Origin of the sequence: Endozoicomonas sp. ISHI1 (genome assembly GCF_024606225.1) — a bacterium.
Classification (GTDB): Bacteria; Pseudomonadota; Gammaproteobacteria; order Pseudomonadales; family Endozoicomonadaceae; genus Endozoicomonas_A.
In genome coordinates, this window is record NZ_JAGRPU010000035.1 from 1 (window position 1) to 13,475 (window position 13,475).

General features: G+C 48.8%; 13 protein-coding genes. 5 read left to right on the plus strand and 8 right to left on the minus strand.

What is annotated here, in order from left to right; genetic code table 11:
• Positions 1–526 precede the first annotated feature (526 nt).
• Complete coding sequence (gene epmA, locus KBW69_RS18550) at positions 527–1,516, minus strand: EF-P lysine aminoacylase EpmA (RefSeq protein ID WP_257281825.1); 990 nt, start codon at positions 1,514–1,516, stop codon at positions 527–529.
• 162 nt (positions 1,517–1,678) lie between these two features.
• Positions 1,679–2,248, minus strand: coding sequence for an elongation factor P (gene efp / locus KBW69_RS18555; RefSeq protein WP_257281826.1), 570 nt, complete (start codon positions 2,246–2,248; stop codon positions 1,679–1,681).
• A gap of 29 nt (positions 2,249–2,277) precedes the next feature.
• Here efp and epmB point away from each other — a divergent pair, with 29 nt between their 5' ends.
• The 3 genes from epmB (at position 2,278) to KBW69_RS18570 (ending at position 5,557) form a co-directional block, all read left to right on the plus strand.
• Positions 2,278–3,333 carry an EF-P beta-lysylation protein EpmB gene (gene epmB, locus KBW69_RS18560; RefSeq protein WP_257281827.1) on the plus strand — a complete coding sequence of 352 codons (1,056 nt, stop codon included), beginning with the start codon at positions 2,278–2,280 and terminating at the stop codon, positions 3,331–3,333.
• Between the two features lie 93 nt (positions 3,334–3,426).
• The gene (locus KBW69_RS18565; protein WP_257281828.1) at positions 3,427–5,103 is read left to right on the plus strand and encodes a hypothetical protein; all 1,677 of its coding nucleotides are present in this window, start codon (positions 3,427–3,429) and stop codon (positions 5,101–5,103) included.
• Positions 5,104–5,290: 187 nt separating this feature from the next.
• Positions 5,291–5,557, plus strand: coding sequence for a hypothetical protein (locus KBW69_RS18570; RefSeq protein ID WP_257254685.1), 267 nt, complete (start codon positions 5,291–5,293; stop codon positions 5,555–5,557).
• Positions 5,558–5,599: 42 nt separating this feature from the next.
• Here KBW69_RS18570 and KBW69_RS18575 read toward each other — a convergent pair whose 3' ends face one another.
• Positions 5,600–6,463: a YicC/YloC family endoribonuclease gene (locus KBW69_RS18575; protein ID WP_257254684.1), complete on the minus strand. Its 864-nt coding sequence runs from the start codon at positions 6,461–6,463 to the stop codon at positions 5,600–5,602.
• 219 nt (positions 6,464–6,682) lie between these two features.
• Here KBW69_RS18575 and rph point away from each other — a divergent pair, with 219 nt between their 5' ends.
• The gene (rph, locus tag KBW69_RS18580) at positions 6,683–7,402 is read left to right on the plus strand and encodes a ribonuclease PH (RefSeq protein ID WP_257254683.1); all 720 of its coding nucleotides are present in this window, start codon (positions 6,683–6,685) and stop codon (positions 7,400–7,402) included.
• Positions 7,403–7,504: 102 nt separating this feature from the next.
• Here rph and KBW69_RS18585 read toward each other — a convergent pair whose 3' ends face one another.
• Positions 7,505–8,281, minus strand: a complete 777-nt coding sequence (locus tag KBW69_RS18585; protein WP_257281829.1) for an exodeoxyribonuclease III — start codon at positions 8,279–8,281, stop codon at positions 7,505–7,507.
• 758 nt (positions 8,282–9,039) lie between these two features.
• On the opposite strand from KBW69_RS18585, the gene pyrE reads away from it, so the two are divergent.
• A complete protein-coding gene (gene pyrE, locus KBW69_RS18590) occupies positions 9,040–9,681 on the plus strand; it encodes an orotate phosphoribosyltransferase (RefSeq protein ID WP_257254045.1) in 642 nt (213 codons plus the stop codon).
• Between the two features lie 66 nt (positions 9,682–9,747).
• Here pyrE and slmA read toward each other — a convergent pair whose 3' ends face one another.
• The 4 genes from slmA to coaBC form a co-directional block, all read right to left on the minus strand.
• Positions 9,748–10,338 carry a nucleoid occlusion factor SlmA gene (gene slmA, locus KBW69_RS18595; protein WP_257281830.1) on the minus strand — a complete coding sequence of 197 codons (591 nt, stop codon included), beginning with the start codon at positions 10,336–10,338 and terminating at the stop codon, positions 9,748–9,750.
• A 169-nt stretch (positions 10,339–10,507) separates the two neighbouring features.
• Positions 10,508–11,413: an acetylglutamate kinase gene (gene argB / locus KBW69_RS18600; protein ID WP_257281832.1), complete on the minus strand. Its 906-nt coding sequence runs from the start codon at positions 11,411–11,413 to the stop codon at positions 10,508–10,510.
• Positions 11,414–11,522: 109 nt separating this feature from the next.
• On the minus strand, positions 11,523–11,978 hold the full coding sequence (gene dut / locus KBW69_RS18605; RefSeq protein ID WP_257254047.1) for a dUTP diphosphatase: 456 nt from the start codon (positions 11,976–11,978) through the stop codon (positions 11,523–11,525).
• Positions 11,975–13,219: a bifunctional phosphopantothenoylcysteine decarboxylase/phosphopantothenate--cysteine ligase CoaBC gene (coaBC, locus tag KBW69_RS18610; RefSeq protein ID WP_257254048.1), complete on the minus strand. Its 1,245-nt coding sequence runs from the start codon at positions 13,217–13,219 to the stop codon at positions 11,975–11,977. Before coaBC ends, dut begins: the two co-directional genes overlap by 4 nt.
• Positions 13,220–13,475: the final 256 nt, after the last annotated feature.

The window sequence follows — 13,475 nt, forward strand, 5'->3', positions numbered from 1 at the left end:
TAACGAGTATGTTCGCTTGCTTGATCAGCATTTAAATCATTCCAGAGCAAAGCTCTGTTGACCGATGCCATTCGCACAAGCGCCCACACGAATTGTCTGATAATTTGTTAAAGAACTGGATTAAAACGAGAAGGTTTTAACCGGCTGAAGCAGCAGTCAGTGCCGTTCAGCGAGGCGCTCATCTTACCTTGGCGCCGGTCGTTGTCAAGCGCTGTCTCTACCAGAGAGTTAAAGCCACTTTTCAACTCGCTAAACTGGCAGACGCCCATACTTAATCAGCGTTGCTTTTCTTGTTCAGCGGCGGCGCATTTTACATCGCTAAACCAAACTGTCAATCAATATTTTATTGACTGCACTGCTGCCTGTTAACAATGGAATGTTGCGCCGAAGAAGTGGATCGAATTATACGTCCGAAACCTACTATTACAATAGGGGATTAATACCTAATACTCATTGCTGGTCATATAAATACACAATGATTCCAGCGTCGAATGACGTTTGTAATCTTACCTTACGAGCTGCTTGTTCAGGCCCTGAAAAAATCGAACGCAACGACATCCGCAATCTTCTTTTTGTTCAGCATTAACATCAGGAGACGATCAAGTCCTATGGCAACGCCGGCGCAATCGGGCATACCTGACCTCAGGCTTTCAATAAGACGATGATCGTAGGGGTAAACAGGTTTACCCTGTTCTTTGCGTTTAATTTGCTCTGTCCGGAAACGCGTTTGCTGCTCTTCGGCATGGGTCAGTTCATGGTAACCATTGGCCAGTTCAACACCGTTAGTAAAAAGCTCGAATCGCGCAGCCACCTGATCACCTTGATCATTCGTATGAAGCCGGGCCAGGGCGGCCATACTGGCTGGGTAGTCGTAGACGTAAACGCCATTAAGCTCACCGGCCCTGCCGAGGCCCAGCTCAGGCTCAATCCTATTTGAAAACAACAGATCAAGGCAGTCATTTCTTCCCAGACCTGACAGTCCCTTATCTACGTGTTTTTGAACCAGAGCAGAAAGCACTTCATCCGATGCGCCGTGAGGATTCAGCCCCAGTTTTTCCTGAAAGACTTTCCCATAACTGACTCTTTTTACCTCTTTAAAGGCTGTGACTGACGACAACAGTAATGTCATGTCATCCATTAATTGATGCTGATCCATGCCAAGCCGGTAATATTCAAGCATAGTGAATTCAGGATTGTGCCGCCCACCCGCTTCACCATTACGGAATACTCGACCCAGAGAATAGATATCACCACTGCCGGCAGCCAGAAGCCTTTTCATAGGAAACTCGGGCGATGTATGAAGGTAACAGGATTGTTCACTACCCGCTCCGATAGGTCGAAAGGTAGTGATAAAACTGTCGATATGAAGATCCACAGTCGCGTTGGCAGAAAGCATGGGTGTATCCACTTCCATTACTTGCTGCCCATCTAAGTATTGTCGGATTCTGGCAAACAACCGAGCCCTTTCCTGAAGCGTCGTGATTGAGGCAGAGGGTTTCCAATTATCGGATGACATGTAAGTCATACTCCATTCGTGAAAATGCGTCACATCTTAGCCTCGACAGAGAGGCAATCAATGAAAGCTGTAACAAAATCAAAGAGGGATCGCAGTAGAAAGGAATCACAAAAACAGAGAGGTACGAAAACCCTCCAGCCAGAAGCTGGAGGAACCGGCCAATTACTTCACGCGACCCACGTACTCACCAGTACGGGTATCGATTTTCAGAACTTCACCTTCGGTAATAAAAAGAGGAACCTTCACGGTAGCACCAGTGCTTAGTTTGGCTGGTTTGGAGCCCCCCTGGGCGGTATCACCTTTCAGACCCGGGTCGGTTTCAATGACTTCCAGCTCTACAAAGTTAGGTGCGGACACAGAAAGAGGGGATCCGTTATACAGGGTTACGGAGTATACTTCCTGCTCTTTGAGCCAATCGAGAGTGTCGCCCACGGCTTCCTTACTGGCAGCGTGTTGCTCGAAAGAACCGTCGGTCATCATGAAATGCCAGAATTCACCGTCGGTGTAGAGGTACTCCATGTCATAGTCCATCACGTCTGCCGCTTCGATGCTTTCACCAGACTTGAAGGTACGTTCCCAGACACGATTGCTCATCAGGTTGCGGAACTTAACCCGGTTAAAGGCCTGGCCCTTACCCGGTTTTACAAACTCGTTCTCAATGATGACGCAGGGGTCACCTTCCAACATCACCTTGAGACCAGAACGAAACTCGTTGGTACTATAACTAGCCATCGGACACTACCAGCAAAATGAAAACCCCTATGATAACCCGTTACGAGGGCGGTGTGCATACTGACAAGCTATCAACCCGTCTTCTGCTTCCCGAAGAGCAGCCTGAAAACTGGAAAAAAGTACTGGGAGATTCAGTCACTGACCCTGAAGTACTGCTGAACATGCTGAATCTTCCACACACTCTGCTGCCGGGAGCCATCAAAGGCGACAAGTCTTTCAGTATGCGGATTCCACGTCCATATATAGACCGGATGAAGAGGGGTGACCAGTACGATCCATTACTCAGGCAGGTTCTGCCCCTGGGAGAAGAGTGTGTGGAAGTCAGTGGTTTCAGTTTCGACCCTCTGGCAGAACAGTCCCGGAACCCGACCCAGGGTATTATTCATAAATACCAGGGAAGACTGCTGCTGATTGTCAGCGGAGCCTGTGCCGTAAATTGCCGTTTCTGCTTTCGGCGGCATTTCCCTTATGGTGACAATCAGCTGGGCGGAGACAGCTGGATGCGGGCGGTAGAGTACATTCGTTCTCAAAATAGTATTCATGAGGTCATATTGAGCGGCGGAGATCCACTGGCTTCTTCTGATAGCCGCCTTGCCCGCATAGTAGAGGAACTGTCCGATATTCCCCATTTAAAAACGCTTCGAATCCATACCCGTCTGCCCATTGTTATTCCCCAGAGAGTCACCCGGGAAATGCTCCACTGGTTTTGTGGTGGAAGACTTAAACCCGTTATGGTGATTCATTGCAACCATGCTAATGAGATCGATGAGCCGGTTGAACAGTCACTGCAAAAGCTAAGACAAGCGGGTGCCATATTACTTAATCAGACGGTTCTGCTTAAAGGTATTAATGATGACTCTGAGTCACTGGCTGATCTGAGTCACACCCTCTTTAATGCCGGAGTACTGCCTTATTACCTGCATCTTCTGGACCGGGTTCAAGGTGCTGCTCACTTTGACGTAACGGAAGAGAGCGCGAAGATACTCATTCATGAACTTATGCAGAAATGTCCGGGTTACCTGGTCCCCAGGTTGGTCAGAGAGATAGCAGGAGAGGCCAGCAAAACCCCGATACCGATCAATTAGCCCGCCAGTCATGCTGGATTCTTTAAGCCTGTGATCTTAATATAAGAAATAGTGCTAAAGATTTTTTAACGGGCAGATAATCAGGATGATTCAATGGACATGCAGAACGAAAGGATTCCATTGCAGCTCCCGTCTCAAAGCCTGAACAGTTTATCGTTCAGCCAAACGGATGTGCATGCGGTTCACCAATGGCTCAGTGAACTGCCTAAAACCGACAGGTCAGTGTCGTTTAAATCAATAGGGCAGGCGCTGGAAGAACTGACCCGCCTCAAAGTACAACCTTCTCTTCAATGGTCTTTGGTTGAGCAGTTCAGGCCCGTCGTTTATTTTCTGGTACATCAGAGTCAGAGTCAGACTCTGAAAAATATCGTCACTTTCAATGATGCTCAGCAACAAGAGTACAACAACTGTCTGAAGCTGCTACTCAGGCTACTGAAAGTCTACAAGATGGTTGTCCGAAGCAGTCAGAGCCAACAGGATACTGCCAGCCCCCTGGCCGCAGCATTGCATCGGTCAATGACTGAGAGTGCCTCTATTCTGCTCTTTACCTGCGAGTATTATCGACCTGTTCCCGAGCGGGTATGGCTGGAAATGCACACGCTATACTTCGCTGCCCGCACACAAAATCTGGAAACTTTCAGCCTTGAGGACCCCATCACCACCAAAGCCAGGAAATTGTCTCTTTCGGATCTGTATAAGCGGGCGTTATTGCTCAGTCGCTCCCGATCCAACCAGCTGAGACCCCAGGAAATCCGACAGATTTTCAAGGCACTTTGCCTCTGGGCACCACACAGCAAACTCGAGCCTGTAGAAGACAGCCGGTCACACTTTGTGGTCAATCTGGATTCCGATGAAGGCCTGCTCTATAGCTCTCTGTTGGAAGGAGAAAAAAATGATCACCTTCTGGCTCTGGATTCCAGGCTACTAACCGCACACCTGAAAAGGCTGAGTGAATCCGTCTCGGAAGAAAAGCCCGGAGCTATGGCCAAACGGGTCATTGATCATCTGGCGGCTGCCTGGAGCCTTCCCGGACAACGAAAACACCAGCGCCAGCAAAGCTCAGACACTTGTGAGATCTGTTTTGGCTTCAGCGCGGTTCATTATTTCCTGCACGATCAGCAGTCATTTGATGAAATGGTTTCCGGACATATCGCACAAAACAAATCTGGCAAGAGCACGTTCTCCTCCAATGACAGCAGTGATGCCTGGTCGGAGGCCCATGACGCGCACACCGATGAAGATGCAAAGATGTTCACGAGCACTTCGCTCGTCCACTTTACCCACTCGGGTAATCGGGAACCTCTATACCCCGTTTACAGTTGCTCAATCATCAATACCTGCGCAGGGGGTTATTGCCTGAGCAGCAGTGGTGATCTTGAACAACAGCTGCGAACCGGAGAGCTTCTGGCTATCAGAGAAACCGGCAAGAAAAACTGGCTACTGGCCGCAGTACGCTGGGTTCAGGTGAATGATAAAAAAGATCTGCTCATGGGTTTGGAGCTTCTGTCTGCCTCAACAAAACCTTGTGCGCTCACACCTCTGAAAAAAAACATGGACACCACTCACTATCAGAGAGCGTTCCTTTTACCAATCATGCCGCCTGTGAATGATATGCCCACCTTGATAACGCCCAGGATGTCCTTCAAAAGTGGACTGAAATTCACTCTGCTCCAGGGAGACAAGATCCGAAAAGGGCAACTGCTGGAATGCATCTCCAGCTCACCGGGCTATAGACAGTTCAAGTTTCGACTGCTGGAAGATCAGTATTAAGTCTTCATTTTACACAAAGGTATTTCTACAAACTGAATACTTCTTACTACAGACTAATCACTTCTATAATCCTTTGATTAAACCCTGAAGATCGAAGCAAGGCAGTCAGGTGTTCAACAACCATTCTTTGACGTATTCTCTACTTTTCATCTGCCTTCTGACAGGCTGCACCACCACTCGGGAGGTCATGGAATCCTGGCAAAGTCACCACATAGAAGAAGTGGTCGGTAACTGGGGAGCCCCCAGCTCCACGCTGCAACTGAAAGGTGGTAAGAAAGTTTATAGCTGGGTCTCTAACTGGGGCTCAGCCTACCTGATGAGCACTTGTCGCCAGTCGTTTACTACTTCCTCCAAAGGCATCGTTTATAAATGGCGATACACTGGTTGCCCATACTGGCAATCAATATCAATGGATAAAATTAATACAATGCCATCGGACTTGGCAGACAACTAAAGCGTTTACGCAAAGAACACGCAAACCCGGAACCACAAGCATTTACTCAATATTCTGTATCTGCTCCCGCATCTGCTCAATCAGCACCTTAAGGTTGACAGCACTTTGTGTCAGACCTGCGTTAATGGATTTTGAGGACAGCGTGTTGGCTTCCCGGTTGAGTTCCTGCATCAAAAAATCAAGACGGCGCCCGATAGCCCCTTTCTTGCCCAGAGTGTGTTTAACTTCAGAAATGTGGGCAGATAAACGATCCAGCTCTTCATCAACGTCCATTTTCTGTGCCAGAATCACCAGCTCCTGTTCCAGTCGATCCGGCTCCAGCTCAGCCCTGGCTTCGTTGAGACGATCCATGATTTTTTGTCTTTGGGATTCCAGCAAATCAGGGAGAATAGAGCGCACGCTTTCTACTTCTTCGGTGACACCTTCCAGCCTTAACCGGATGAATTTCTCCAGCTCGGCCCCCTCTCTGCGACGGGAGTCCGACAGCTGTAACAGGGCTCCTTCAAACGCTTTGACAGCTGCCCCATGAACCGGAGTCATGTTGGTCTCTTCATTATCCATAATGCCGGGCCATTGCAGGACTTCCAGAGGATTCACGCCGGAAGCATTGATGAAATAGGTTTCAACTTTGTTCACCACAGATTGCAGAGCTTCCAGGACCGATTCATTGACGTTCAGTTGCTGCTGACCTTCCGCCAGTTGCAACTTCAATGAACATTCTACCTTGCCCCTGTGCAAGTGCTTTCTCAATGCCTCTCGCAATGCGGGTTCTAATTCCCTGACAGCTTCTGGCAGACGAAAATGAGGCTCCAGGTAGCGATGGTTGACTGAACGAATTTCCCACACCAGGCTGCCCCAGCCCTCCTGGACCTGAGTACGGGCAAACGCCGTCATACTGGAAGTCATAAGTTTCCCTATTAAAAGAACAGCCAGCCACAATGGCTGAGCATGAGTAGTGTACGAAAAAGTTTGCAATCTGGTGCTGCAGGATACATCAACAGCAAGCAGTATCAAGCTTCGGTGAGCTTTCGGCCGTCCGTGGTTATTTTATGGCAAACATAGAGCCCTCGGCCTGCCTTGGTTATAATTCCGCTTTTAACATTCTCGGCGGTAGAAGGTAAGACCATGCGGCGTCCCAGTGGAAGAACTGCAGATCAGTTACGCAACATTAAAATCACTCGTGAGTACACCATGCACGCTGAAGGATCAGTGCTGGTTGAGTTTGGCAACACCAAGGTAATCTGCACCGCGTCTGTCGACAGGTCAGTTCCCCGATTTCTGAAAGGTTCCGGACAAGGCTGGGTGACCGCCGAATACGGTATGCTGCCCCGTTCAACCACAGACCGGATGGGTCGCGAAGCTGCCAGAGGCAAGCAGGGTGGCCGCACTCTGGAAATCCAGCGCCTTATTGGCCGCTCCCTGCGCGCTGCTGTTGATCTGAAAAAACTGGGTGAGAACACCATCACCATTGACTGTGATGTGATCCAGGCAGACGGTGGTACCCGCACAGCTTCTATTACCGGTGCCTGCGTAGCTCTGGTTGATGCTATTCGACATATGCAAAGGAAAAAGATCATCAAGAATGATCCATTCCTCCAACTGATTGCTTCTGTTTCTGTAGGTATTTATCAGGGTAGTCCGGTTCTGGACCTGGATTATCCAGAGGACTCCAACGCTGAAACCGATATGAACGTCGTCATGACAGAAGAGGGTGGTTTCATTGAGATTCAGGGTACCGCTGAAACAGCACCCTTCAGTCAAAACGAGATGACAGCCATGTTAGCCCTGGCTAAAGCAGGCATTGATGATCTGGTTAATCTGCAAAAAGAGGCTCTGGCAGAATAAACCGCCTGATCCAGACCGCTTGCCGGTCTGGCATCGCCGGATGAAACGTAGGAATAGGGATAACCGAGAGCCTGTCAGCTATCGGTTAAAAGAAAGTGCAGATCAGCTCTCCAATTCCCAGTCAAAGTCGATGATAACCGGAGCATGACTGGAGAAAGTCTGGTTTTTGTAGATGCCGCCATTCAATACACAGTGACGCATTCCGGCCGTGATGATCTGATAATCAATACGCATGCCCAGATTGTCTTGACGCAGAAAATCATCTTGCCACCAGCTGTATTTGCCAGACTCACGATCTACTTCACGATAGGCATCAAAGAAGCCCATATCACCCAGCAAGCCTTCCATCCAGCCGCGTTCGGCAGGCTGAAAACCGGAAACTTCTTCAGAATCGCGCCAGTTGGCCACATCAATCTTGCGATGAGCAATGTTCCAGGTACCCGCCATAATGAATTCACGGCGCTTGCGACGCTGCTTATTCAGGTGATGGGAGTAATTGTCCAGAAAGCGATACTTGAAATTCTGGCTGTTAGCATCATGACCTTCAGGCACATACATGCTGGCGATACTGATCTTATCAAAGTCGGCCTGGATATAACGCCCTGTTTCATCCGCCTCGGGAAAACCAAGGCCGCTGATAATGGCTTTGGGCGACTGACGTGTATACATAGCTACACCGCCAGAATCTTTCCTGTCATAGCCACCATATGCATAACAGAAATATTCATTGAGCTGATACCGGTCTTCTTCCATTGCAAACTCATCCTCACGAATGTCCTGCAAACAGATAACATCGGCATCCTGGTCCATTAACCAGTCAAAAAGGCCTTTTTCACGCGCGTTTTTTATGCCTTCGCAATTAAAGCTGATAACTCTCATTATTGACTACACCTTGCCTTGACCAGACCTGGCCCGGCATAAAGCAAAACACCTGATTGGGCTGTCGACTTAAGTCAACAGTCGTTAAAACAGGCTTCATCCTGCATCTCTCTCACGCCAATGAGGGTGTCGACTCACAACCTGGATAGCCACAAGCCGCTCTTCAACCAGAGCGTCACTTCCCGGAGTCGGGACCAGCTTTAAACCGCCCTGATTAAACCCTGGAAATAACTTAATAGTTACAAGAGCTGCATTTCCACGGTAAAAGTTCAACTACACAGAGTACAGGAAAAGAGGGAATTTTAACTGACGGATGATACAGGGTTGTCGCCGATATGTTTATCCGCATAAATGCTGCCCCGGCTTCTCAAAAGCTCAGAACAGGGTACTGCCGTTAGTCATCAAAACATTATTTTGATTTTTTCTCTTCTAAAGACACTACCTTCGAGAATAGCTGCACCGATGGATAATTGGCAAAGGTATTTTACAAATTGAAGTTTCCCATACAGTTTGCTGACCTTCTTATCATAGACTTACTGCAGATTTACACGACTAATGACGTAAGACCGGATTTCAAAAGGTTCCGATCCATTAGTCAGAGCTTTATAAAAACTTCATACCAGCCAATCGTTCGTTCTACTGCATATTACTCCAGTAAATCCAACTTTATCTGGTAAAAATCATTTCGGAGCCTGCATGTGAGAAATTTTCACGGTAAAATACAGCTATCTTTTTTACGAATAAGCACTTGATAGATCATGCTCGATTATCAGAGAGAGTTTCTGGACTTCGCCTTACAGGAACAAGTCATTCGCTTCGGTGAGTTTACCCTAAAATCAGGCAGAAAATCGCCCTACTTCTTTAATGCCGGTCTTTTCAATACCGGTGAAGCCATCAGCAAAATGGGTCAGTTCTACGCCCATGCCCTGGTCAATTCCGGCATCGAGTACGATATTCTTTTTGGCCCGGCCTACAAGGGTATCCCTCTCGCCACCACGACTGCTGTAGCATTGTCTGAGCATCACAACCTCAATACGCCCTTGTGTTTCAACCGCAAGGAAATCAAAGATCATGGAGAGGGGGGCAATATTGTCGGCGCACCGCTTGAAGGTCGTGTCATCATTGTGGATGACGTGATCACAGCGGGAACTGCTGTGCGAGAAGTCATGGAAATTATCGACCAGAGCCCTGCCAGTCCGGCCGGAGTCATGATTGCCCTGGACCGTCAGGAAAAAGGCAAGGGCGAACTGTCGGCTATTCAGGAAGTTGAGAGAGATTTTGCCATTCCCGTGGTCAGCATTGTCACACTTAATGACCTTCTGTCGTATGCTGAGGAGAACAAAGACATAAAAATGTATGCCACCGCCATCAGGGAATACAGAGAACGCTACGGGGTCTGAAATCAGCTCAAGAGGCTTGCCCTGCAAGCCTCGGGAACCCAAGGCTCAGGCTTTTACGCATAACGCTCACCTGAAGACTATCGTTTCCAGCACTTCCCATTGCCCGAGCCACTGCTCAGTTGGCTTTCGCTTGAACTCACTGCGCACATACTGGCAAATACGTCCTTCAACAATGGAAAGCAGCATATTAGCCATAGCACCCGGGGTGACTTGGGGTCTCAGTCCCTCATTGAGTTCAGCACCTCTGAGGACTTGCTTGATCTGGGTTTCCAGCCGGTCAAACAGTCTGAAAACTCTTTGTCTCAGGCGATCAGGCTCTCCGGCCAGAGCATCACCAGTAAGAATACGGGTTAAGCCAGGGTTTTTCTCACAGAAACCGAGCAGAAGTTGCAGAATCTTGCCACATCGCTGCAAAGCCCGCTGCTCTTCTTCCAATATCAGATTAACCCTTGAGAACAAAGTGTCTTCTATAAACTCTATCAGGCCTTCAAACATTTTGGCCTTACTGGGAAAGTGGCGGTAGAGCGCTGCTTCAGACACCCCCACTTCTTTGGCCAGAGATGAGGTGGTAATCCTCTCTCCGGGGGCATTTTCCAGCATATGGGCCAGTGCCTGCAGAATTTGATCCTTTCGGGAAAACTTTCTGGTTTTATCCATTACTTCTCGACACACTCTTACTATGTCCGTGAAAATTTTTTCAGACTACAAACAGCCCTGAGCCAAAAAAAGCCTTGAGCCAAAAATGCCGCTGACCTCTGACCTTAAAGATCGCTATTTTGCCTTACGTCACGTTAAGAAGGCTATTTCTTTTCCCATGGCCTTAGATTCACGACTGACCACCAGTAATCAGAGTACCCACGCCCTGATCGGTCAGAAGTTCCAGTAGCAAGGCATGGGGAACTCTTCCATCAATGATATGAGCCCGGTTTACCCCATTACTGACTGCATTCAGGGCGCACTGGATTTTTGGCAGCATACCGCCATAAATCGTGCCATCAGCAATCAGCTTCTCAACTTGCCCGGAATCCAGGCCGGTCAACAACTCACCTTCTTTACTGAGCAGCCCCGGAGTATTGGTCAGCAGTAACAGTTTTTCCGCATTCAGAGCTTCAGCAAGATGACCCGCCACCAGATCGGCATTGATATTGTATGATAGACCTGAATCATCAACACCAATAGGTGCCACCACAGGAATAAAATCTGAGTTCTGCAGCATCTCAACAATGCTGGTGTCGATAAACTCCACTTCACCCACATGACCAATATCTATAATTTCCGGTGCCGACATTTCCGGTGTCTTGTGGGTCACTTTCAAACGCCGTGCCCGGATGAAGCAACCATCCTTACCTGTAACACCCACTGCACGACCACCGTTGTTATTAATCAGCGTGACAATTTCCTTGTTGACTAATCCACCCAGTACCATTTCGACAACATCCATAGTACTCGAGTCTGTCACCCTCATTCCCTGCACGAAGCGGGTTTCCAGATTCAGACGTTTCAGCATGGACCCGATCTGAGGGCCGCCCCCATGAACAACAACAGGATTGATGCCTACCGCTTTCAGCATGACGACGCCCTGGGCGAAAGCATTTTTCAGTTCTTCAGTCTCCATAGCGTTGCCACCGTACTTGATGACTATGGTTTTACCTGAAAAACGCTGCAAATAGGGCAGTGCCTCGGTGATTACCCGGGCCCGATCATGCAATGGCAGTTGGGTCGCTTTATCCATCAATACTCCTCACAAAACACCATCAGCCGAAAAAAAAAGCAGGGTAAAAGTTTGACCCTAAAAAAAGATGCTCCCGGCTCAGGCAGTGTCTCGCACTGCCTGCTCTGATTCATCGAGTGCCTGAGTGACCAAAGCCACCGGCACCGCGATCGCTTTCCTCAAAACTCTCAACAATATCCAGTTTGGCCTGAACCACCGGCACCAGCACCAGCTGAGCGATGCGCTCACCGGGCTCAATGGTGAACGTCGATTGACCCCGGTTCCAACAGGAAACCATTAACTGCCCCTGATAATCTGAGTCAATCAGACCCACCAGGTTACCCAGAACAATACCGTGTTTATGCCCCAGCCCGGAGCGGGGTAAAATCATGGCAGCCAGAGCAGCGTCTTCAATATGAATGGCCATACCGGTAGGCAGCAGCTCAGTCTGACCCGGCTCAAGTGTCAGGGACTTTTCCAGCATGGCTCGCAGATCAATACCTGCAGAGCCATCGGTTGCATAAGCTGGCATAGGAAATTCGGAGCCTAGTCGTGCATCAAGAATTCGGGTTTTCAGTGCTTTCATTGGTCACCTGACGTGTTTTCGTGTGCTTCTTTCCATTTACCAAAACGGCGCGCAATAATTTTCAGAATCTTTCTGGACAGAACTGTCTTGGAAGCTCTTGGCATGGGCTCTTCAAAATCTTCACCCAGAACGGTCACTTCATTATTGTCACTGCTGAAACCTATATCACCATCTGATACGTCATTGGCAACAATCAGGTCCAGTTTCTTGCGATGCAGCTTATCCGCTGCATAACCCAGAACATTTTGGGTTTCTGCCGCAAAGCCAATGACGAAGGGTCGTACCTCCAAATCTGCTACCGATGCAACAATATCTGGATTCTTGACCAACTTGATCTCCAGCGTTTCAGAAGGATCATCAGGATTTTTCTTGATCTTGTTTTTCTGGATTTCAACAGGACGATAATCACAGACCGCTGCACAGCCAATAAAGATATCAACCCCTTCGATATTATCGAGGACAGCCTGATGCATATCTCTGGCACTGATGACATCAATACGTTCAACCCGGTCGGGTGATTCCAGAGCAACCGGCCCACTGACCAGCGTCACCGACGCGCCGGCTTCCATAGCTGCATCCGCCAGAGAGTATGCCATTTTTCCAGAGCTGTGATTGGAAATGAACCGCACCGGGTCCAGGGCTTCTTGGGTAGGTCCGGCGGTAATCAGAACATTCAGGCCATTCAACAAATCATGTTCAAACATTTCAGCGGCATGTCGGGCGATCAGTTCAGGGTCCAGCATTCGACCCGGACCAATATCACCACAGGCCTGACTACCCTCGTCAGGCCCGAAGATACGAACGCTGCGTTCTTTTAACAGCTCAATATTCTGCTGCGTGCTCTGGTCTCGCCACATGCCCTGATTCATAGCAGGAGCCAGACAGACAGGGGCACTGGTTGCCAGACACAGCGTGGTCAGAAGATCATCGGCCTGACCACCAGTCAGCCGGGCCATGAAGTCAGCTGTGGCCGGTGCCACCAGCACCACATCAGCCCAGCGGGCCAGCTCAATATGACCCATTCCGGCTTCAGCTTTGGCATCCAGCAGATCCAGATGTACCGGATTGTGGGAAAGGGCCTGAAGCGTCAGAGGCGTGATGAATTCACAGGCAGCTTTGGTCATGACCACCCGGACATCCGCATCCCACTTGCGCAGCATACGAATCAACTCAGCGCTTTTGTAGGCAGCAATGCCTCCTGTGACGCCAAGCAAAATCCGTTTATTTCTTAAACGTTGCATAGTCGGCCTATGTTCGATAAATAAAGGGTGTTTCTCAATTCCTATAAACCTTTGGAGCTATTTTAATTTATAAGACAGGCATTAGATAGATGACATTGATCAGTCATTGCTACAGAGATTGGCCGGATTTTACCTTTTTAGTCTTTGTTTTACCCCTCTGATAAACATCAATCACTGATGCAGGATACAACCCTGTCAGTGCCTCATTGTCTTAAAGGCTGCCACTGCTGTTGAAAAGTCCAGTCCAACACACAAC

Bases quoted from the DNA above. Each gene is read 5' to 3' on its own strand.
- epmA (WP_257281825.1), bottom strand. From the start codon at position 1,516: ATGTCATCCGATAATTGGAAACCCTCTGCCTCAATCACGACGCTTCAG.
- efp (WP_257281826.1), bottom strand. From the start codon at position 2,248: ATGGCTAGTTATAGTACCAACGAGTTTCGTTCTGGTCTCAAGGTGATG.
- epmB (WP_257281827.1), top strand. From the start codon at position 2,278: ATGATAACCCGTTACGAGGGCGGTGTGCATACTGACAAGCTATCAACC.
- KBW69_RS18565 (WP_257281828.1), top strand. From the start codon at position 3,427: ATGGACATGCAGAACGAAAGGATTCCATTGCAGCTCCCGTCTCAAAGC.
- KBW69_RS18570 (WP_257254685.1), top strand. From the start codon at position 5,291: ATGGAATCCTGGCAAAGTCACCACATAGAAGAAGTGGTCGGTAACTGG.
- KBW69_RS18575 (WP_257254684.1), bottom strand. From the start codon at position 6,463: ATGACTTCCAGTATGACGGCGTTTGCCCGTACTCAGGTCCAGGAGGGC.
- rph (WP_257254683.1), top strand. From the start codon at position 6,683: ATGCGGCGTCCCAGTGGAAGAACTGCAGATCAGTTACGCAACATTAAA.
- KBW69_RS18585 (WP_257281829.1), bottom strand. From the start codon at position 8,281: ATGAGAGTTATCAGCTTTAATTGCGAAGGCATAAAAAACGCGCGTGAA.
- pyrE (WP_257254045.1), top strand. From the start codon at position 9,040: ATGCTCGATTATCAGAGAGAGTTTCTGGACTTCGCCTTACAGGAACAA.
- slmA (WP_257281830.1), bottom strand. From the start codon at position 10,338: ATGGATAAAACCAGAAAGTTTTCCCGAAAGGATCAAATTCTGCAGGCA.
- argB (WP_257281832.1), bottom strand. From the start codon at position 11,413: ATGGATAAAGCGACCCAACTGCCATTGCATGATCGGGCCCGGGTAATC.
- dut (WP_257254047.1), bottom strand. From the start codon at position 11,978: ATGAAAGCACTGAAAACCCGAATTCTTGATGCACGACTAGGCTCCGAA.
- coaBC (WP_257254048.1), bottom strand. From the start codon at position 13,219: ATGCAACGTTTAAGAAATAAACGGATTTTGCTTGGCGTCACAGGAGGC.